Below are 21,394 nucleotides of genomic sequence, written 5' to 3' on the forward strand. Positions count from 1 at the left end.
TCGCGGGTTATGATATGATGGAAGAGTCTTCTCCAAGTAAAGGAGCAGAAATTTATATAGATAGGGATGAACTTCATGAGCGTATCCGAATTACACACCGTCGACATGGCTGCCGTATTAATGAACGCCTATGAATTAGGCGATATGATTAACCAGTCTGTGGAAGTGTCGGATTATCTGCACTGGAAGCAGCAGGTAGATCAGAATGAAGGTGTTCAAGAACTTGTGAGAACACTAGCTAAGAAAAAAGAGTTATTCGAGGAAACCCGTCGCTTCGGTCATTTCCATCCGAATTTTCATAGTGCCAAAGATGAAGTGAAAGCTGTAGAAGGAATGCTAGAGCAGTTTGAAGAAGTCACACGTTTTAAACTTGCTGAGCAGAATTTGGATGAAATGCTGCATCAGATGTCAGAAATGATAGCGTATTCTGTTTCTGATACGATTAAAGTACCTAGTAATGAGAAACATAAGGGGCGGCGGATGCGGCGGTGGGGGCAAATGTTCCTGTGGCGGTTAACATAGACATAGCATAATCATCAAAGTGAGGTGGAGAAGGATGTTTGCGGAACGGACGGGTTATATTATTTGGGTAAGTGATTTAAAAGCGGCAAAGAATTTAGAAAAGTACGGAACCGTCCATTATATATCTAAACGCATGCATTATGTCGTGATGTATGTGAATGCGGATCGTGCAGAAGAAGTGGCCCGCAATATACGCAGACTTTCTTATGTACGCAAAATTGAACGTTCGTTTCGGACGGAGATTAAAACGGAATATAGCAGTGATGTTCCGGATAAAACGAGTTACTACGGCGGAGTTTAGCTCTTCCTATAGTATGAAAGATAAGGTGGCCCTGAGGCCACCTTATTTATTTATATAACAACGGTGAACTTGAGTGGTTGACTCTCTTATTTAAATTAATAGAATATAAACCTTTCAACTTGTGAATAAGGTGGTAATGATGTAATATAATAGGTATAAATACATAGATAAAAAGTCCTATGTGGTGGGGAGAGATGTTCCATGCGCGACAAAGGAATGGACAGATGGAGCACCTATGAACCTTTTTATGTTCAGTTAGGTGATAAAAGGGTTGCGGATATTGTCATTACCAATCATGCAAAAATTCGATATAATGATCGTATTCATAAGGGCGATATGGAATATGATGATATTGCGGCCTGGCTATGGGAATGCTTGAAGCAGGATCGGATTGAGCCTTATTATCGTAACGAGCAAGATGTATACTTAATAGATGATGACCTTGTAGTCGTCGCGGAATTTAATGAAATTGAAGGGGAATATGAGATTACGGGTAACCCTCTTCATAAAATGGTCATTGTTACTTTTCTAGGTAAAATGTCTGAGACTATTGAACTAAGGGATCTTAAGACCTATTATTCATGGCTGCGTCATTCACGGAGAATGACACTGGTTAAGAATTCACGTAAGCGCAAATAAATTAGTTTGATATATGTAAAATAAGAGTAGCGGATTCATAAAGTAATAGATTGAGCATTTAACCTTTGAGGTTGGTGCTCTTTTTAATATGGAATCATGGATGGGTTTACTTTACAATGAAGGGAATACTGAGAGGAGATTGGGGCTATGAATTTCCACCAGCTTCATCTGTTCTATACCGTAGCGGAACGAGGTAGTTTCTCGGCTGCTGCTCAAGTTATGCATATGACGCAGCCAGCTGTGACGATGCAAATTCAAACGCTAGAAGATTATTTCGGTACGAAACTATTTAAGCGTTCTACGAAAAAGATAGAATTAACAGAGGCAGGGATTGCGCTGCTTCCTTACGCTGAGAAGGGCATTGAGCTTGTAAGGGAGACGGACGTTGCGATGTCATCCTTTACACATATGCTACAGGATCGACTTCAGCTTGGCTCTAGTTTGACGATTGGGGAATATGTACTCCCCAGAATGCTGGGGCCTTTCGGTAAGCTATACCCGCATATTAACATTATGATGAAAGTCATGAATACGACGCAAATTATTGAGGAAATTACAAAGCATCAGCTTAATTTTGGTCTGATTGAAGCTCCGGTACAGCATGCGGATATGACGATAGAGGCCGTCATGCAGGACGAGCTTAAATTGATTGTTCCGGTAGGTCATCCGCTTGCAACGCAAGATGAGGTAGACCTTGAGGAAGTCATACGTTATCCTTTCGTGCTACGTGAGAAAGGATCGGGTACGAGGCAGGTAATGGAAGAACAGCTTATGGAGCGAGGTATTCAGCCTCAAAGTTTGAATACCGTCATGGAGCTTGGAAGTACGGGAGCAGTGAAATCTGCAGTGGAAGCAGGTCTAGGCATAACCATATTGTCTCCTTTCTCGGTAAGACATGAAACGGCGTTAGATCTCATGAAGGTTATTCATATTCGCGATGCCTCTTTTAAGCGGCAATTCTATGCAATTCAACTGAAATCTACGCTTTTGCCAATTGCTGCGGTCACGTTCTTGAATTTTTTGAAGCATCAGACGCTGGACAACTAACATTTTAATATCACTTCGAAGACAAAGACTGAAGATTCAGGAGGTTTCTTAGATGGAATTACAAACCAATGGTTTATGCGATCTGCATACACACACACAAGCCTCAGATGGGATGCAGACCCCTACGGACAATGTACAGCGCGCTAAAGAAAAAGGATTATCCGCGATTGCAATTACAGATCATGATACGACGGCGGGTATTGCTGAAGCATTAGAAGCTGGGAAAACGTATAGCATTACGGTAGTACCCGGCGTTGAAATTAGTACTCAAGCTTCGGGTAAGGACATCCATGTGCTTGGATATTATGTAGATCATATAGATCCTCTATTTCAGAAGCGTCTTGCAGGATTACGAGATACGCGTGCAAAGCGCAACGATCTCATGATCGAAAGATTAAATCAGCTCGGTCTTTCCATCACAATGGAGGAAGTGATTGCAGGACTGGGTCGTCCACTGCAGCCCGACGAAACGGTAGCCCGTCCGCATATGGCAGATGTACTGGTGGATAAGGGTTACGCTTCAGATATGAGGGATGCCTTTGATCGCTATCTCGGTGAACAAGCGCCGGGTTATGTCGCAGTGCAGCGGATTGCTCCTGAAACCGCATGCGACTGGATTAGAGAAGCAGGAGGCACCCCTGTGCTAGCCCATCCGGGCATTTACGGGGACGATGCTTTGGTACGTAAAGTAATTAAAGAGGCGAAGCCTACTGGAATTGAGGTTTATCATTCGGATCATGGTCCAGCGGAAGAAGAGCGTTATACTGCAATGGCTGAGGAATATGGTCTGATTGTCACCGCAGGATCTGATTATCATGGCGCGCGGCAGGGAGTTATTTTTCACGGAGATATTGGAAATCGGACGGTACCTGTGAAGGTGTTAGAACTTCTGAAGTCACAAGCGAAGCCAGATGTTTATTGAAGGTGAGGATATAACAATACTCTTCTTCATTTGCAATAAAAATAAAGCCTTGGGGGCAGCGTGATCGCAGCCCCAAGGCTTTTTATATTGCGTATTCATCTAAATATGAGCTAGAATTTTAATTCTTGATTGAACTAGGCATGGCCTTAATATGTTCTTCATTGGGTGTGACCACCAGTGTCTTTTGATGATCATAGATAACGAAACCAGGCTTGGCTCCATTCGGCTTATGCACATGACGGATTAACGTATAGTCTACTGGAACACTGCTTGAATGTTTAGCCTGACTATAATAGGCGGCAAGCTGAGAGGCTTCATCCAGTGTCGCTTCACCAAAATCAGTGCTGCGAATAACGACATGCGATCCGGGAATATCTTTGGTGTGCAACCAAGTATCATTCGAACTTGCCATTTTGTTGGTCAGATACTCATTCTGCAAGTTGTTCTTGCCAACATAGATTTCAATACCTTCAGATGAAGTATACATATGCAATGTTGGACGATCGATTTTTTTCTTCTTCTTATTTGATTTCTTGCTGCGATCGCGCAGGTACCCTTGCTGAACCAATTCCTCACGAATGCCATCGATATCACTCATTGAAGCATAGGATAGCTGCTGTAGCAGGTCATCCATATAGCGAATTTCTTCATTCGTTTTCTTCAGTTGCTCATCAATGACAACAAGACTGTTTTTAAATTTATTATATTTTTTAAAATAACGTTGCGCGTTATCGGATGGATTCAGTAGAGGATCAAGCGGAATGGTGATTGTGGCCTGATCTTCATCGTAGAAGTTAATGAGCTCTACTGATGTATCGCCTTTGTTCAGTGTATGAAGAGAAGCGAACAGAAGCTCTCCCCAAATTCGGAACTGATCAGCATCGGCTGCCTCATCAAGGTCTCCCTGTAAATGATCGAGTTTCTTGATATTTTTGGACCGTTCATTTTGGAGGAAACGTAGCATATCGCTGACACGCTGTTTAACGGTATCCCGTTCTGCTTTATCCCCATAATAATCCTCCATACAGAGGCTGATCGTTTCGAAGGTCTTCGCATCCTCTTTAATCAGTGTGAGTGGCACTGCCGAGAATATCATTTTACCTTTGGCATTTTCCCCAGACATTGGAGCGTATTGCTGCTGTCCTACAGGCCCCATAACCTCAGAAAATGCGTTCCAGAGAGCCTCGCAGTCTGAGCTACTCAGGATCAGACTATCATCTTCTGTCCGTTGCAGCTGTAGGGCGCTCCGACTACATATTTCTTGTGCAATCAGTGGACTAAGTCCGCTGAATGTATCAACCATCCACGAAATAGGATCAGTTTCGATACTCTTACATTGTTCTATAAAAGCGTCTTTATCAATGTCTAGCGGATTGAGTTTGTGTTGAGCTGGAGGCTCTGTGTAGGAGCATCCAGGCATTACAATCCGGTAGCTACTTATACTAGGCGTGATATGGTGAATCCCATCCAGAATATTCTCGCCAGTAGCGTCCGTTAGAATAATGTTACTGTGACGGCCCATAAGTTCAATAATAATCTTCTTTGTTGAAACATCTCCGAGTTCATCACGCTGGCGAACTCTAATATGGATAACGCGCTCCATACCCACTTGACTGATTTCTTCAATGACCCCGCCTTCACAATGTTTGCGCATTAACATGCAGAACATAGGTGCTTCTGGTGGGTTAAGGAAGCTATGCTCCGTCATATGTACCCGTGGGTAAGTCGGATTAGCTGAGAGAAGTAGCTTCGTACCGCCTTCTCGTGTCCGTAAATGAAATAGGATATCGTGCTGGTTAGGCTGATATATTTTATTGATCCGAGCGCCTATGCTGGATTGTAGTTCATGCACAATCGCTCGTGTTACGATTCCGTCTAATGCCATGCTTCATATCTCCCATCTGTATAGCTCTCTTCTCTATGATGCCATAGTTTGGGCAAAAACTTAAGAGGGGCCTTTGTGATATTTTAACCCCTGTCCGAATACATTTACGTATGAAGAGGTGGAAAAGCTGTCAATACCGCTGAAACTGATCAAAGACCGGGAGGGAAAAGGAAGCATGGAACAAACAAAATGGCATCAGATACATGTGGATGAGCTCCATCAGGTACTGGATGTTGATCCGCAGCAAGGCCTCACGGAGGAAGAAGCGGAGGGGCGCCGAAAAAAATATGGCATGAATGAATTGTCGGAAGGGAAGCGAATCTCTCCCATCATACTGTTTTTGAACCAGTTCAAAGACTTTATGGTACTTATTCTCATGGGCGCCACTTTGGTATCAGGTCTCTTGGGTGAGTATCTGGATGCTGTTACGATTATCGCGATTATTTTATTGAACGGGGTTCTGGGCTTTGTGCAGGAATTCCGTGCAGAACGGTCCCTCCGGGCACTTAGACAGTTATCAGCCCCAAGTGCTAAGGTGCTCCGTGGGGGTAAAGTGGTATCGATCCAGGCCAAATTGCTGGTTCCGGGAGATATCATTCTGATGGAAAGTGGAGACCGTATACCCGCCGACGTACGTTGGATTCAGACAAATAGCTGTTACATTGAGGAATCGGCACTTACAGGAGAGTCTGTTCCAGTCGGGAAGCATAGTCAGCCCATTCCAGAATCGGATATCCCACTTGGGGATCTGAAGAATATTGGTTTCATGGGAACGATGATGACGCGTGGTACAGCTAGAGGTGTTGTCGTACGCATAGGCATGGATACGGAAATGGGTAAAATTGCCAACTTGATTCAAAGCACAGAGTCACAGGAAACCCCCCTTCAGCATCGTTTAGAACAACTAGGGAAATTGTTGATTATCCTCTCACTCGGCTTGACGGTTATGGTAGTGGTTGCCGGGATTTTGCATGGTCAGCCGGCTGTAGGCATGTTCCTTGCGGGTGTCAGTCTAGCGGTGGCCGCAATTCCGGAAGGTCTTCCAGCTATTGTGACCGTTGCTTTAGCGCTCGGTGTTCAGCGCATGATTAAGCGTAAAGCGATCGTACGTAAACTGCCATCCGTTGAAACGCTAGGCTGCGCATCGGTCATTTGTTCTGATAAAACAGGTACACTGACACAGAATAAAATGACTGTAACCCGTGTATGGGTTGGTGGCAGAAGTCTTGAAGTGACTGGCGATGGATATGCACCGACGGGTCAGATTTTAGATAACACTCACCCCGTTGACCTTAAAAATGATCAAGGGTTACGCCGTTTACTGCAAATTGGTGCACTATGCAACAACGCTGAAATTGTAGAGCAGTTACCTACCGAGCTTCGTGGTAAGCGTAAAGGTAAAGAGGATCCTCAAGGCGCAGTATGGGAATTAAAAGGTGATCCTACGGAAGGAGCACTTATTACACTTTCATCCAAAATGGGGATGAGCCCTCATTCGTTGGCGAGTATGTATCAACGAGTAAAGGAGTTCCCATTTGATTCGGAACGCAAATTGATGTCTGTTGTGGTTAGTCATCAAGGGGGTAAGCTTCTTTGCACCAAAGGTGCACCTGATGTGCTTCTAAATCAATGTGCCTACATTTTGTGGGAAGGTAAAGTCGTCCCTTGCACAGCAACACTGCGTCAGAAGGTAGTCGCAATGAATGAAGAAATGGCATCTGGAGCGCTCCGTGTTCTAGGTATGGCCTATAAGGATCTCCGTCCGAGTGAATCGGTGCAAAAGGAATCCGAAGCTGAATGCCAGCTTGTCTTTGTGGGCTTAGCCGGCATGATCGATCCACCACGCCGCGAAGTACGTGATGCGATTGCCACATGCCGCAGAGCGGGCATTAAGACGGTCATGATCACGGGTGATCATGGTACAACGGCTGAAGCGATAGCTCATCAGCTTAACATTATGCCTCGCGGCGGTCTAGCCATGACGGGTCAAGATTTGTCGCGCATCAGCGATGATGAACTTGACGCGAAGGTAGACACTGTATTTGTGTATTCTCGAGTATCGCCTGAGCACAAGCTACGGATCGTTAAATCGCTTCAGCGTAAAGGGCATGTCGTTGCCATGACAGGCGACGGGGTGAATGATGCGCCAGCTATTAAAGCAGCGGATATTGGGATTGCTATGGGCATTACCGGAACGGATGTGACTAAAGAGGCATCTGCACTCATATTAAGTGATGATAATTTCTCCACCATTGTAGCGGCCATTGAGGAAGGACGAAATATCTACGAAAACATCCGGAAGTTTATCCGTTATTTACTTGCTTCCAATGTGGGTGAAATCTTAACCATGTTTTTCGCTATGATGCTGGCACTTCCGCTACCTTTATTACCGATTCAAATATTGTGGGTCAATCTGGTGACCGATGGTCTGCCAGCGATGGCTTTAGGTGTTGATCAGCCGGAGAAGGATCTGATGGAGCATAAGCCACGCGGCGCAAGGGAAAATATCTTCGCACGTCGGCTTGGTTGGAAAATCATTAGCCGTGGCTTCTTGATAGGTTTATGTACACTAGGTGCCTTCTGGCTCACACTTCGTATCGATCCGAGTAATCCGGGTCAGCTGATCAAAGCGCAGTCCGTAGCCTTTGCTACACTAGTCATGGCTCAGCTGATTCATGTATTTGATTGCCGCAGCTCTCGCTCAATTTTCCACCGGAATCCGCTTCAGAATAAGTATCTTGTGCTAGCCGTGCTGTCTTCCGTCGTACTCATGCTTGTGGTTATGTACGTGGAGCCGCTGCAACCGATCTTTAAAACCGTTCCGCTAGGCTTACGCGAATGGGCGCTAACAATAGTGGCAGCAGGCATTCCGACGTTCTTAATGGGTATCGGTAGCGTGTGGGGAGGAAGACGCCATCGAAACATCGGTGGAGGTCGAATCGTGGCAAAAAGTACAAAGATTTCAGCATAAAATCAATACTAATCCACTGTTCCTATAAGGTATGCTAATGTCCAGTTGAAGCAATCGTTAAAGGAGTGGCAGGGGTTATGGAATTTACTAAAATGCATGGATTAGGCAATGATTTTATTGTTATATATGGGGAGCAAGCATTACCAGATCATGCTGCATTGCTCGCAGTTCAGTGGTGCGATCGTTTCTTCGGAATTGGAGCAGATGGTCTTGTCTACATTTTGCCTTCCGAAAAAGCAGATTTCCGGATGAGAATAATCAACTCGGATGGCTCAGAGGCTGAACAATGCGGTAATGCAATCCGTTGCGTTTCTAAATATGTGTATGATCACGGTTATGTAAAGCAGCGGGAGAACATCACCATTGAAACGTTAGGCGCGGGCGTACAGCATGTTAAGCTGCATATAATTGAAGGAGAAGTGGACCGAGTTACGGTAGATATGGGAGAACCTGTACTTGCTGGACTACAAGTTCCAACCACAATTGATGCATCTTCCATTGTGAACTTGCCTCTAGAGGCGGCTGGGCAATATTTTCACTTTACAGCAGTATCCATGGGCAATCCCCATTGCGTAATTTATGTGGATGACGCGGTCTCCTTCGACCTCGATACATGGGGTCCTAAGCTTGAGGTTCACCCTTTTTTTTCTAAAAAAATCAATGTGGAGTTTGCTACTGTTGTGGACCGTACTACGGTTGATATGCGGGTCTGGGAACGAGGTGCAGGGCCAACGCTTGCTTGCGGTACAGGAGCTTGTGCTACACTTGTTTCCTCGGTCTTAAATGGTAAGACAGATCGATCCGCTTGGATACGCCTTAAGGGTGGGGACTTGTTTATTGAATGGAATGAAGCGGATAATCGGGTGTATATGACTGGACCAGCCGCTATGGTATATACAGGGACCGTCGTAGACGTTCAAGTGTAGACAGAACTTTTTGCAAGAATATGTGAAAAAAAGCCTGCAGGCTACGTATCGAAAGATGCCGTCATGCAGGCTTTTGCATGTGATGAGTAATTGATTACATATAACTCTTGTACCTTGAAGCAGAAGCATAATTAATCTCATTTCAGGGCTTATCTTTAGGTGGGATATATGATACATTAATATGAAAAAATGCAGGGTGGAGGAACAATCATGAAACCGGAGTTGCGTAAAGCTTGGGATCATCAAGTTCTGGTCGGTGACGGCGCGATGGGCACCTTCCTATACCAAATGGGGTTCCCGGTGGGCATTTCCTATGAGGAACTAAACCTGACTTCCCCAGAAGTCATCAGGGATGTTCATCGTCGTTACGTAGAAGCGGGTACACAGATTTTGGAAACCAATACCTTCTCAGCGAATTATGACAAGCTTTCCAAGTATGGTCTTGAATCCAAGGTGGAAGAGATTAACCGAGCAGGTGTACGAATTGCCAAAGAGGTAGCGGGACCAAACGGTTATGTTGTAGGAGCGATCGGCTCCATTCGTGGAGGTAAACGTACCAACATTTCCACTTCTGAACTCAAACAATATTTTGAACAGCAAATCACAGCACTTCTGACCGAAGGTGTGGACGGTATCTTATTGGAAACCTTTTATGATGTGGAAGAGCTGTATCTTGCATTATCAAATGTGCGTAGACTGAGCGATTTACCTGTTATCTGTCAGTTTGCCGTTGAGGATTTGGGAAGAACTCTTGATGGCTACACCATGCCGGAAGCTTTTCGTTTGCTGCAACAAGAGGGCGCAGATGTGATCGGATTTAACTGCCGCACAGGTCCAAACGGAATCATGGGTGCGCTTCGAACGCTTGAAGGACAGTTATCTGTTCCTGTATCCGTGTATCCGAATGCCGGTGTGGCTGATTATGTGGATGGGGAATACCGGTATGGTGCGACACCTGAATATTTTGGGCAAATGGCCCTTAAATTTGCTGATATGGGAGCTCGTATCATAGGTGGATGCTGTGGTACAACGCCTGCACATATTGCTGAGATCGCTTCTGCTCTGAAAGGGTATGTTCCTCAGCCAATATCTTACGAGCCGGTGCCTGTTCAACCTCCTGTCGTTATACATGAACAACTTGCAGAAGATACTAGTGTTAGCAAAACTCCTAATATTGTTGATTTAGTGAAGCAGCGTCACACCGTAATAGTTGAACTTGACCCTCCGCGTGATCTGGATATTGTTAAGTTCATGAAAGGTGCACAGGCACTCAAAGATGCCGGAGCCGATGCTCTAACTTTAGCCGACAATTCGCTTGCGGTAACTCGGATGAGCAATATGGCGCTTGGTCATCTCGTGCAGGCTCAGACTGGTCTTCGACCATTAGTACATATCGCCTGTCGCGACCGAAATTTGATTGGAACCCAATCTCATATGATGGGTTTTGATGCTCTTGGTATTGATCATGTTCTCGCGGTAACAGGTGACCCTGCGCGTTTTGGAGATCTACCAGGTTCAAGCTCTGTATATGATTTGACTTCATTTGAAATTATTCGGATGATTAAACAGCTTAACGATGGAATCGCTTTCTCGGGTCAACCTTTGAAACAGAAAGCTAAATTTGTTGTTGGAGCTGCCTTTAATCCTCATGGTAAACATTTGCATAAAGCTGTAGCGCGACTAGAACGAAAAATCGCCGCAGGAGCTGATTATATCATGACGCAACCTGTGTATGATCCTGAATTGATCTGTGCGATGAAAGAAGCAACAAAACATCTTGAAATTCCAATTTTTGTTGGTATTATGCCACTGGCTAGTGGAAGGAATGCTGAGTATTTGCATAATGAAGTACCGGGTATCCAGCTCTCCGATGATGTACGTACCGTATGGCTGGGCTCGAAGGAGCTGAGGGCAGAGCTATGGGCGTAGCTATTGCTAAAGAACTGCTGGATGTGGCGATGGATCATTTTAATGGTATCTATTTAATGACACCATTTATGCTTTACGAAATGAGTGCTCAGTTACTTGAGCATGTGTGGGCGAAGTCAGGGCATCCTGCGACCCCCTTGTTTCACTGAGAATTATCAATTACAATAGTTTAATGGATGTGGTGCCGATGTCATTCAGCATGACCGGATATGGTCAATCTGCCCGTCATTTTGAGGGCTACAAGCTGGAGTTCGAAGTCAAATCTGTCAATCATGCTATTGCGAAGTTGTTCTTCGCATGCCGCGAGAATGGACATGCTTTGAAGACGCGTTAAGAAGAACGGTACAACGGTACGTTAAACGCGGCCGGATTGACGTTTATATTAACAAAGAGGCGGAAGATGGAACTTCGCCTCTGGTTTCATTTAATCATCACGCGGTGAGTGCGTATGTGAAGGCGGCTCAAGATCTTTCTCAGCAGTATGGCCTAGATGGCACACTGACCGTGAAAGATTTGTTGTCTCTGCCGGATGTATTGCACTCACCCGAACAGCCTAAGCAAAATGAGCAGGACGATTTAAATGCCTGGGGAAACTTGCTTCAGGAAGGCCTAATTCAGGCTTTGGATGGCCTTGTGCTCATGCGAAGTCAAGAAGGTAAGCATCTAGCCACGGACGTGGAGCAACGGCTGATTAAGCTGCAGACCCTTCACGCAGAGATGACGAAGCTTGCGCCAAGTGTTGTGGAAGATTACCGTTCCAAGCTCAAGCAAAGGCTGAGTGAACTTAATGATGGTTCCTTTGTTTTTGATGAACATAAATTTGGCATGGAAATTGCTATTTTTGCGGACCGTTCCAACATTGATGAAGAATTAATAAGGCTAAAGAGCCATTTTGAACAATGCAAGGGATTGCTTCGTGCGGATGAGCCAGTCGGAAGAAAGCTAGATTTTCTGATTCAGGAGATGAACAGGGAAGTTAACACGATTGGATCCAAGGCTAATCATCTGACTCTGGTAAACCGTGTTGTCGAAATGAAGGCGGAGCTAGAAAAAATTCGCGAACAATTGGCCAATATAGAATAGAGCAGGCAATTTCGACAGAAAAGAGTCAAATGTATAGGGGGACGAACCTGAATATGGCTATTAAACTCATTAACATCGGCTTCGGAAACATAGTATCCGCAAATCGTATCATTTCTATTGTTAGTCCAGAATCAGCACCGATTAAACGGATTATCCAAGAAGCACGGGATCGTCACATGTTGATTGATGCTACTTATGGTCGCCGCACGCGTGCTGTAATTATTACAGATAGCGATCACGTTATATTATCTGCTGTTCAACCAGAAACTGTCGCGCATCGTCTCTCAAGCAAAGACGACGATAATGACGAATAACAAGATGGGGAGTACTATGGCAAAAGGAATATTATTTGTATTGTCCGGACCTTCCGGAGTGGGTAAAGGAACGGTTTGTAGCGCATTGCGTGAGAAACTTCCTGATTTGGTCTATTCTGTTTCGGCAACGACGCGTAACCCTCGTTTAGGTGAAGAGAATGGCGTTAATTATTTTTTCAAAACGCGTGAGCAGTTTACTGCTATGATGGAACAAGATCAATTGCTTGAGTATGCAGAGTACGTGGGTAATTATTATGGAACTCCCCGGGATTTCGTAGAGCAAACACTTGCGAATGGTAACGATATTTTTCTTGAGATTGAAGTTCAAGGTGCGTTGCAAGTGAAAGAGAAATTCCCTGAAGGGGTCTTTATATTTTTACTTCCGCCATCTTGACGAACTGAACAATCGGATTCGTGGACGGGGTACTGAGAGCCAAGCAACGATCGATCATCGCATGTCAGTGGCTGTGGATGAGATTGGACTTATGCAGCATTATGATTACGCAGTTGTGAATGATCACATTGATTGTGCATGTGAACGAATAGAATCGATCATGACTGCCGAACATTGTAAAGTGAGAATATAGTCCGGTCCGTAAGAATCTGTAAGTGTGTTACTAAATGAGATGAGGTGTCCGCTAGTGTTATATCCTTCTATTGATGAAATGATGAACAAGGTTGACAGTAAGTATTCGCTCGTTGTTGCGGCTTCACGCCGTGCAAGACAACTACGCGAAGGAGAAAAGACGGATCTTAAGAGTCCTAAATCCCACAAGTACGTAGGAATTGCACTTGAAGAAATTTATGGTGATAAAATTCGTGTTATTCGCGAGCCTGTTTCTGAGCGCGACGAGCTTTAGGATTTAATTCATTAGACTTATACAGGCATTAGTGCCATCAATGCGGCATTAATGCCTGTTTTCATACAACCGCAAGGTTGTATTTTTTTCTCTATTTCAGACGAAAGTGGGGGAGCATGCATGTTAAACGGTAAAACAATCGTGCTCGGCGTCACCGGCGGCATTGCAGCTTATAAGGCTGCTAGTTTATGCAGCAAACTTGTGCAACGAGGTGCAGATGTTCATGTCATTATGACTTCTTCCGCCAAGCAGTTTATTACAGAATTGACGCTGCAGAGCTTGTCCAAAAATCCAGTATACAGCGATACTTTTGATGAACGGGATCCTGAAGTGGTCTCTCATATTCGGCTTGCTGATGTCGCAGATCTTGTGCTGATTGCACCGGCGACTGCTAATATGATTGCTAAGATGGCTCATGGTTTGGCTGATGATATGCTGTCGACGACGCTGCTTGCAACGATGGCTCCGGTTATGGTTGCTCCAGCTATGAACGTTCATATGTACGGTCATCCCGCGGTTGTGCATAACATGAGAACACTTGAAGCACGTGGTGTGATGATGATTGAACCGGGTGAGGGGCTTTTAGCCTGTGGTTATGTCGGTAAAGGACGGCTTGAAGAACCAGAAACGATTGTAGAAGTTGTCGAACGATACTTTGCTAACCAGCAAACCGTGCCCCGCCTGCTGGCAGGTAAGAAAGTCATTGTTACCGCTGGCGGCACAATAGAGCGTATTGATCCGGTTCGTTATATTACCAATGATTCTTCTGGAAAAATGGGCTTTGCGATTGCCGAAGTAGCGAAGGAAATGGGTGCAGAGGTGCATCTTGTCCATGCTCATACAGATGTAGCTCCTCCGGCTGGTATCAACACCATTGCTGTGCAATCAGCTGACGATATGTACAAGGCCGTGCTTTCTCTTTGGGAAGATAGCGACTTGGTCGTTAAAGCCGCCGCCGTTGCGGATTATCGCCCCGCTTCACCTGCAGCAAGCAAGATGAAAAAATCAGGTGAAACCATGAAGCTTGAACTTGTGAAGACGGTGGACATATTAGAACAGCTTGGTAAAGCAAAAACGTCTCAATTTCTTATCGGTTTTGCAGCCGAAACAAATGATGTCGAGCGCTATGCTAAAGAAAAGCTACAACGCAAAAACTGCGATCTTCTTGTAGCCAATGATGTGACTGTTGAAGGTGCAGGTTTTCGTTCAGATACGAATATCGTACAAGTGTTTGATAAACATGGACTTGTGGAACAAATGCCCGTTCTAACTAAACATGAGGTGGCTAAGCGTTTGCTTACCATTGCTTCAGCAAGAATGCAGGGAGTTCTCTCCTGATGACAGACATGCATATCGCTAAGGTCATCGTCGATGTACCTGTGCGGGATACGGATCGTCCTTTTGATTATATCGTCCCTGAATCCATGCGGGCATGGATTGAGGTTGGAAGCCGTGTGGGTGTTCCTTTTGGACATCGGACAGTACAGGGGTTTGTCATATCACTTGAACCGAAATCCGAACTAAGCAACGTTAAAATGAAGCCGATTCAGGAAGTGCTAGATGTTATCGCGCCGTTATCTGCTGAACTTGTTAAGCTGGCAGAATGGATGAGCCATAAGTATGCTTGCAGACTGATCACGGTGCTACAGGTTATGGTTCCTACTGCCCTAAAGGGTAAAGCGGAGCGTTTCATCTCCATTGGTTCTGATGAAGTACATGAAGATGAGGCTCATGGATATTCCGGTTCTCTCATTCACGTACCCTCAGAACGTTCAGAGGAAGAAGAGTCCATTCTTTCTTTGGTCAAGCAAAAGGGAGAAGTCCAGTCCCAGCAGCTTAGCCGTTTGTTTCCGAATAGCGCGCCTATGATCAAGTCGATGCTACGGCGAGGGACTCTTCAGGAGAATCAGACGATTAAAGACAAATTACAGAAGAAAAAGCTTAAATCTGTGGATTTTGCCGTTAGTTTAGAAGACGCACAAACGGCCTTAGAGAGTTTCAAGGGAAAAGCTCAGCGGCAACGCGAAGTTTTGCAATTTCTGATCGAAATGAAGGACCTGTTGCCACTGCCTCTTAAAGATGTCTTGTCCTCGCTACAGCTTTCCGCTGCAACGGTTAAAGGACTTGAAGATAAAGGGTTTATTAAGATTGAGGACGTTGAAGTTTTTCGGGATCCTTATCGAGGTCGTCATTTTAAACCAACCTTACCTCTCCAATTAACCGAGGAGCAGCAAGTTGCTTACGACTATATTGTGAATAAGCTGAATGCAAGGCAACATGGATCTTTTCTTTTGCATGGGGTTACGGGCAGCGGTAAGACCGAAATTTATTTGCAGAGCATACAACGTTGTATTGAACAGGGGCGTCAAGCATCGTGCTTGTACCTGAGATCGCGTTAACTCCGCAAATGGTAGAGCGCTTTAAGGGCCGATTCGGTGATCAAGTAGCAGTTATGCATAGCCGTTTATCTGGTGGAGAGCGATATGATGAATGGCGTAAAATTCGAGAAGGTAAAGCGAATGTCGTTGTTGGTGCTCGTTCAGCCGTGTTCGCCCCGTTTTCAGATCTAGGTTTGATTATTATGGATGAAGAGCATGAAACGTCTTACAAACAAGAAGAGAGTCCGAAATATCATGCGAGAGATGTAGCTATCAGACGAGCGCAGCAGCATGGGGCGGTTGTTATTTTGGGTTCTGCCACACCGTCACTAGAAAGCTATCATGCTGCAAGGTCACAAGCGAATCCGGATTTTTCCCCTATGCTACTTGAAATGAAGAAACGGGCGCTCGGTAACCGGTTGCCTGAAGTGCATGTAGTGGACATGCGAGAGGAGCTTAAGGAAGGTAATCGTTCCATGTTCAGTCGTGACCTCCACCAAGCGTTAGATGCTCGGCTTGAGCGTAAGGAACAGACCGTGCTTTTACTTAACAGACGCGGATATTCCACATTTGTGATGTGCCGCAGTTGCGGTTATGTGGCGGGTTGTCCCGAGTGTGATATTTCACTGACCTATCATCAGAAATCAAACAATTTGCGCTGTCATTACTGTGGCTATGCAGAGCCGGCGCCCGAGGTCTGCCCGGAATGTGGGAGTGAACATATTCGCTTTTTTGGCACGGGAACACAGCGGGTTGAAGAGGAGCTTGCGAAGCTTTTCCCTGGCATCCGTGTCATTCGTATGGATGTGGATACAACAACGGAAAAAGGCTCACATGAGAAGCTGCTGAAACAATTTCGGGATCAAAAGGCAGATGTCCTACTAGGTACACAAATGGTAGCAAAAGGACTAGATTTTCCAAATGTGACGCTGGTAGGTGTGATTACGGCCGACTCAGCACTTAATCTTCCGGATTTCCGTGCTGCGGAGAAGACTTTTCAGCTGCTGACGCAGGTGGCGGGACGAGCTGGTCGCCATCAACTTCCAGGTGAGGTTGTCATTCAGTCGTATACGCCAGAACACTACTCTATTGTTCATGCCAGTGGGCATGACTATGATTCTTTTGTAAGAGAAGAACTTAGACATCGACGCAGCCTTCACTATCCTCCGTACTGTAGATTGATTCTGGTTACGCTCACACATGAGCAGTTGCCGCTACTCGTGCGAATGGCTGAGAACATGGTGACTACATTACAAGGTAAAGCTAAGCAACGAGGATGGTATGGAAGTTTGGATCGCTTAACAAGTGATGCTTTTGAAGTGTTGGGGCCTGTAGCTTCACCAATTCCAAGGATTAAGAATAGATACAGATTTCAATGTATGATAAAATGGCGTGGGAATATTGATGCTGTCGCTTTAACCAGAGAGGCGGCGGAACAACTGGAGGATTCGGCTCAAGGCCAAAAACTTCTGATCAGTATTGACGTGGACCCGCAAATGTTAATGTAATCTGCATATAATTGATTAGCAAATATAGAATTGATTACAATACTGGATATTATTTTTTGATCGCAATTCTCATACCTTATATGAAAATGAATAACCCCAAGGAAGGTGTTAATATGTCCATCCGTTTTATCGTCAAAGAACCAGATGCTGTACTTCATAAGACAGCTAAAGAAGTAACAACCATTACTCCTAATGTGCAAAAATTGCTAAATGACATGGCCGATACCATGTATGATGCAGAGGGTGTTGGCTTAGCCGCACCACAAGTGGGCATTTTAAAAAGACTTATCGTTGTTGATGTTGGCGATGAGAACGGCTTGATTAAATTGATAAACCCTGAAATTATTGCCAAAGACGGAGAGCAATTTGGTCCGGAGGGCTGCCTTAGTATACCGGGAATCAACGGCGATGTACGCCGTGCAGAGCAAGTTACAGTTAAAGGTTTGGATCCGAATGGGAAAGAAGTAACGATTACGGGAACGGGGCTTTTGTCGCGTTGTTTTCAGCATGAAATTGATCATTTGAATGGAGTGCTATTCACTGATATCGCGGAAAAAGTGTATGAATACACACCTGAACGGCCCTGAAAGGAGTGATGTTTCATGAATATTGTATTTATGGGAACACCGGATTTTGCCGTTTCTAGTCTTCGCATGTTGCTGGATGAAGGATACAATGTTGTGGCGGTAGTGACGCAGCCCGATCGTCCGCAGGGACGAAAAAAAGTGCTTGTACCTACACCAGTTAAGGCATTTGCACTTGAGCATGGATTGCCAGTACTGCAACCCCAGCGGATGCGCAGTCCAGAGGCAGTTGAGGAGCTGGCTTCCTATAATCCAGATCTGATTGTGACGGCTGCATACGGTCAGATTTTACCTAAAGTTGTTCTTGATCTTCCTGCACGAGGTTGCGTAAATGTACATGGATCGCTGCTTCCGAAATATCGGGGCGGCGCTCCGATTCAGCGCTGCATTATAAACGGCGAGACCGTAACAGGCATAACGATTATGTATATGGCTGAAGGACTGGATACGGGGGATATGATCGCACAGGTTGAAGTACCTATCGGAGATCTTGACACGTCAGGTACTTTATTCGAGAAGTTAAGTGCTGCTGGAGCATCTTTACTCCAGCAGGAAATGCCTACACTTCTCCATGGCGATGTACAGGTCACTCCGCAGGATGATTCGGAAGCAACCTATGCTCCTAATCTTAAACGTGAAGATGAGAAAATCGATTGGAATCGTTCTTCGCGTGACATTTATAATCAAATTCGTGGACTTGTACCCTACTCAGGTGCATTTACATTTTGGAATGATGAAGTTTTTAAAGTATGGTCTGCTAACGTTTCGGAGCATGCTTCGAAGGATGCGGCTCCCGGCACGGTGCTTCAGTTAATTCAGCAGGGCATCGAAGTCAAGACGGGCGATGGATCACTGTGGCTTACTGAAATTCAGCCAAGTGGTAAGAAGGCGATGCTAGCAGAGCAATTTATTAGAGGAACAAGCATGAGTTTAGGGACGGTACTCTCGTGAGTAGTAATCGTATGAAGTCTCTAGGACGGACACCATCAACCAGGGAGCTGGCGATGGATATCCTGACTCGTGTTGAGCAGGAAGGCGCTTATAGCAATTTGCTTCTAAACGCTGCACTGCAGAAAACTATGCTTAGTAAAGAAGATGTTGGCCTTACGACGGAGCTCGTCTATGGTACAGTATCTAGACTCAACACGCTTGATTATTTCCTGAACCGCTTTGTTAGCAAAGGAGTGGACAAGCTTCAACCTTGGGTTCGCAGTTTGTTACGTATGAGTTTATATCAAATTATGTATCTGGACCGGATTCCAGATCATGCGGTGGTCAATGAAGCTGTGAATTTAGCGAAGCGTCATGGTCATCAGGGGATCTCAGGTATGGTCAATGGTGTGCTTCGCAACGTTTTGAGAAGCCCTGAGAAGCTAGTTCTTCCTGATGGACTTGCTGCTGCTCAGCGAATTGCACTTCAACATTCTCATCCACAGTGGCTCGTTGAACGGTGGATTCGACAGTACGGTGAACAGACAGCGGAGGACATATGCGCTGCCAACAATGAACCACCATCGGTTAGTGTACGGGTGAATACAACCATGATCAGTCGGGAGGCCTTAATGCTGGAAATGGAGGCAGAGGGTCTCGAGGTTGTTGCTTCCACACTTGCTCCAGAAGGTATTTTGGTCAAAAGCGGAGGTAATATGGCGCTGACCCACTGGTACCGGAATGGACAATTATCGGTTCAAGATGAAAGCTCCATGCTTGTTGGCGATGCAGCTATGCCGGAGTCTGGCATGAAGGTATTAGATTGCTGCGCTGCACCAGGTGGCAAAACCGCTCATCTTGCGGAGTTAATGCGAGATGAAGGTCAAATTATTGCCAATGATCTGCATGAACATAAACACAGCTTGATTCATGAGCAAGCTCAAAGACTTGGTTTGTCTTCTATACAGACAACTACAGGGGATGCAATGATGTTAAGCAACAAGTATCCTCCTGCATCATTTGACCGAATATTGCTGGATGCACCGTGTTCAGGACTCGGGGTAATTCGCCGTAAACCTGACTTGAAGTGGGCGAAAACGCCGGAGGATATTCGAGATATATCCAATCTTCAATATGATCTGCTATCGTCGGTATCAAGTCTACTTCGTCCCGGAGGTATTCTTGTATATAGTACTTGTACCATTGAGCCCCGAGAGAATGAGGAAATCGTTAATCGTTTTCTGGAGAATCATCCTGATTTCGGTACAGCGAAGAACAATTCTACCGGCTGGAACGTACTAGAACAATCGGCACTGCCGCGCGGTGGCGGTGTACAGATTTTGCCGCAACATTATCATAGTGACGGATTTTACATCGCAAGAATAACACGATTCTCCTAATCTAGGATGTACAAATTTTGGCTAATGCAGCTTTACTAAACCCGCTGGCCCTGAGCTTTGGCGGGTTTTCTCTTTTACCGGTACTTATTTTTGTGTTAAAATAGGAAGAATGAGAAACAATATGCATATGAATGAAGAGACAGGTGTGGTGACTATGAAACCTTTAATATACGATTATAGTTTAGAAGAGCTTCAGGATTGGGCTGTGGAAAATGGACAGCCAGCGTTCCGTGGAGGACAGATTTTTGATTGGCTCTATGTGAAACGTGTCAATGCTTTTGAAGAGATGACGAATCTATCCAAAGAGCTGCGTACGAAGCTTGATGAACAATTTCAATTTTTGACGTTGCGTGAAATTACAAAGTTTGAGTCTAAAGACGGAACGATTAAGTTCCTGTTTGCTCTTCATGATGATCACGCGATTGAGACCGTTATTATGAAGCATAATTATGGTAATAGTATTTGCGTTACAACGCAGGTCGGTTGCCAAATTGGTTGTACCTTCTGCGCCTCTACACTAGGAGGACTTAAGCGTAATCTTACCTCTGGGGAAATTGTAGCACAGGTTGTACAAGCCCAGAAAATGCTTGATCCCAAGGGAGAACGCGTTAGTAGCATCGTAATTATGGGCTCTGGCGAACCTTTTGAAAATTATGAAGCCACAATGAAATTTCTGCGCACCATGATTCATGAAAAGGGTCTGAATATCGGTCAGCGGCATATTACCGTTTCTACTAGTGGTATAGTGCCGAACATTTATAAATTCGCTAACGAAGATACGCAAATCAATCTGGCGATTTCGATCCATGCACCTAATGATATGCTGCGTTCTAAATTGATGCCGGTTAACCGCCGCTATCCTTTTGAGGATGTAATGGAATCCCTACATTATTATTTGGCCAAAACTGGCCGTCGTATCACATTTGAATATGCATTAATTGGTGGTGTTAACGACCAGCCAGAGCATGCTCTGGAACTGGCAGGCGTACTTAAAAATATGCTTTGTCACGTCAACTTGATTCCCGTCAACCATGTGCCTGAGCGTAAATATGTGCGTACATCGCGCAATGATATTTTTCAGTTTCAGAAAGTCCTATCTGATAACGGCGTCAATGTAACGATTCGTCGGGAACAGGGGCATGATATCGCGGCCGCATGTGGACAGTTGCGCGCGAAGCACATGGAGTTGAGGTGA

Annotated in this window: 14 protein-coding genes and 5 pseudogenes; 18 read left to right on the forward strand and 1 reads right to left on the reverse strand. The window is 45.1% G+C overall.

From position 1 onward, the window contains the following. Nucleotides 1-75 precede the first annotated feature (75 nt). The 5 genes and pseudogenes from JCM16418_RS05320 to JCM16418_RS05340 all read left to right on the forward strand — a co-directional run bounded on the left by JCM16418_RS05320 (nt 76) and on the right by JCM16418_RS05340 (nt 3,431). Nucleotides 76-517, forward strand: a pseudogene (locus JCM16418_RS05320) (YlbF/YmcA family competence regulator). Between the two features lie 39 nt (nt 518-556). Continuing rightward, nucleotides 557-823, forward strand: a complete 267-nt coding sequence (locus JCM16418_RS05325) for a YlbG family protein (RefSeq protein ID WP_036646826.1) — start codon at nt 557-559, stop codon at nt 821-823. Nucleotides 824-1,024: 201 nt separating this feature from the next. Next, nucleotides 1,025-1,462: a hypothetical protein gene (locus JCM16418_RS05330; protein ID WP_036646827.1), complete on the forward strand. Its 438-nt coding sequence runs from the start codon at nt 1,025-1,027 to the stop codon at nt 1,460-1,462. A 147-nt stretch (nt 1,463-1,609) separates the two neighbouring features. Then, complete coding sequence (locus JCM16418_RS05335; RefSeq protein WP_036646829.1) at nt 1,610-2,509, forward strand: selenium metabolism-associated LysR family transcriptional regulator; 900 nt, start codon at nt 1,610-1,612, stop codon at nt 2,507-2,509. 52 nt (nt 2,510-2,561) lie between these two features. Next, the gene (locus JCM16418_RS05340; protein ID WP_036646830.1) at nt 2,562-3,431 is read left to right on the forward strand and encodes a PHP domain-containing protein; all 870 of its coding nucleotides are present in this window, start codon (nt 2,562-2,564) and stop codon (nt 3,429-3,431) included. Between the two features lie 118 nt (nt 3,432-3,549). Here JCM16418_RS05340 and JCM16418_RS05345 read toward each other — a convergent pair whose 3' ends face one another. Then, the gene (locus tag JCM16418_RS05345) at nt 3,550-5,316 is read right to left on the reverse strand and encodes an Rqc2 family fibronectin-binding protein (protein ID WP_036646831.1); all 1,767 of its coding nucleotides are present in this window, start codon (nt 5,314-5,316) and stop codon (nt 3,550-3,552) included. Between the two features lie 175 nt (nt 5,317-5,491). Between JCM16418_RS05345 and JCM16418_RS05350 the strand changes: the two genes are divergently transcribed. The 13 genes and pseudogenes from JCM16418_RS05350 to rlmN all read left to right on the forward strand — a co-directional run bounded on the left by JCM16418_RS05350 (nt 5,492) and on the right by rlmN (nt 21,394). Beyond that, nucleotides 5,492-8,287: a calcium-translocating P-type ATPase, SERCA-type gene (locus JCM16418_RS05350; RefSeq protein WP_036646832.1), complete on the forward strand. Its 2,796-nt coding sequence runs from the start codon at nt 5,492-5,494 to the stop codon at nt 8,285-8,287. Between the two features lie 77 nt (nt 8,288-8,364). Next, nucleotides 8,365-9,213: a diaminopimelate epimerase gene (gene dapF / locus JCM16418_RS05355; RefSeq protein WP_036646833.1), complete on the forward strand. Its 849-nt coding sequence runs from the start codon at nt 8,365-8,367 to the stop codon at nt 9,211-9,213. Between the two features lie 210 nt (nt 9,214-9,423). After that, nucleotides 9,424-11,291 (forward strand): annotated as a pseudogene (locus JCM16418_RS05360) (bifunctional homocysteine S-methyltransferase/methylenetetrahydrofolate reductase). Between the two features lie 38 nt (nt 11,292-11,329). Then, nucleotides 11,330-12,225, forward strand: a pseudogene (locus JCM16418_RS05365) (YicC/YloC family endoribonuclease). A 53-nt stretch (nt 12,226-12,278) separates the two neighbouring features. Then, nucleotides 12,279-12,539 (forward strand): extracellular matrix/biofilm regulator RemA, encoded by a 261-nt coding sequence (gene remA / locus JCM16418_RS05370; RefSeq protein WP_006209218.1) that lies wholly within the window; start codon nt 12,279-12,281, stop codon nt 12,537-12,539. Nucleotides 12,540-12,555: 16 nt separating this feature from the next. Next, nucleotides 12,556-13,126 (forward strand): annotated as a pseudogene (gmk, locus tag JCM16418_RS05375) (guanylate kinase). A gap of 54 nt (nt 13,127-13,180) precedes the next feature. After that, nucleotides 13,181-13,399 carry a DNA-directed RNA polymerase subunit omega gene (gene rpoZ, locus JCM16418_RS05380; protein ID WP_036646834.1) on the forward strand — a complete coding sequence of 73 codons (219 nt, stop codon included), beginning with the start codon at nt 13,181-13,183 and terminating at the stop codon, nt 13,397-13,399. Between the two features lie 120 nt (nt 13,400-13,519). Next, entirely contained in the window at nt 13,520-14,737 is a 1,218-nt protein-coding gene (coaBC, locus tag JCM16418_RS05385) for a bifunctional phosphopantothenoylcysteine decarboxylase/phosphopantothenate--cysteine ligase CoaBC (RefSeq protein ID WP_036646836.1), read from the forward strand. A gap of 8 nt (nt 14,738-14,745) precedes the next feature. Next, nucleotides 14,746-17,285: pseudogene (priA, locus tag JCM16418_RS05390) on the forward strand (primosomal protein N'). 113 nt (nt 17,286-17,398) lie between these two features. Beyond that, a complete protein-coding gene (def, locus tag JCM16418_RS05395) occupies nt 17,399-17,872 on the forward strand; it encodes a peptide deformylase (RefSeq protein ID WP_036646837.1) in 474 nt (157 codons plus the stop codon). Nucleotides 17,873-17,887: 15 nt separating this feature from the next. After that, the gene (fmt, locus tag JCM16418_RS05400; protein ID WP_036646838.1) at nt 17,888-18,820 is read left to right on the forward strand and encodes a methionyl-tRNA formyltransferase; all 933 of its coding nucleotides are present in this window, start codon (nt 17,888-17,890) and stop codon (nt 18,818-18,820) included. Between the two features lie 11 nt (nt 18,821-18,831). Next, nucleotides 18,832-20,199, forward strand: coding sequence for a 16S rRNA (cytosine(967)-C(5))-methyltransferase RsmB (rsmB, locus tag JCM16418_RS05405; RefSeq protein WP_081765329.1), 1,368 nt, complete (start codon nt 18,832-18,834; stop codon nt 20,197-20,199). A 154-nt stretch (nt 20,200-20,353) separates the two neighbouring features. Beyond that, entirely contained in the window at nt 20,354-21,394 is a 1,041-nt protein-coding gene (rlmN, locus tag JCM16418_RS05410; protein WP_036646934.1) for a dual-specificity RNA methyltransferase RlmN, read from the forward strand.

The organism is Paenibacillus pini JCM 16418, from assembly GCF_000576305.1.
Lineage (GTDB): Bacteria > Bacillota > Bacilli > Paenibacillales > Paenibacillaceae > Paenibacillus_AQ > Paenibacillus_AQ pini.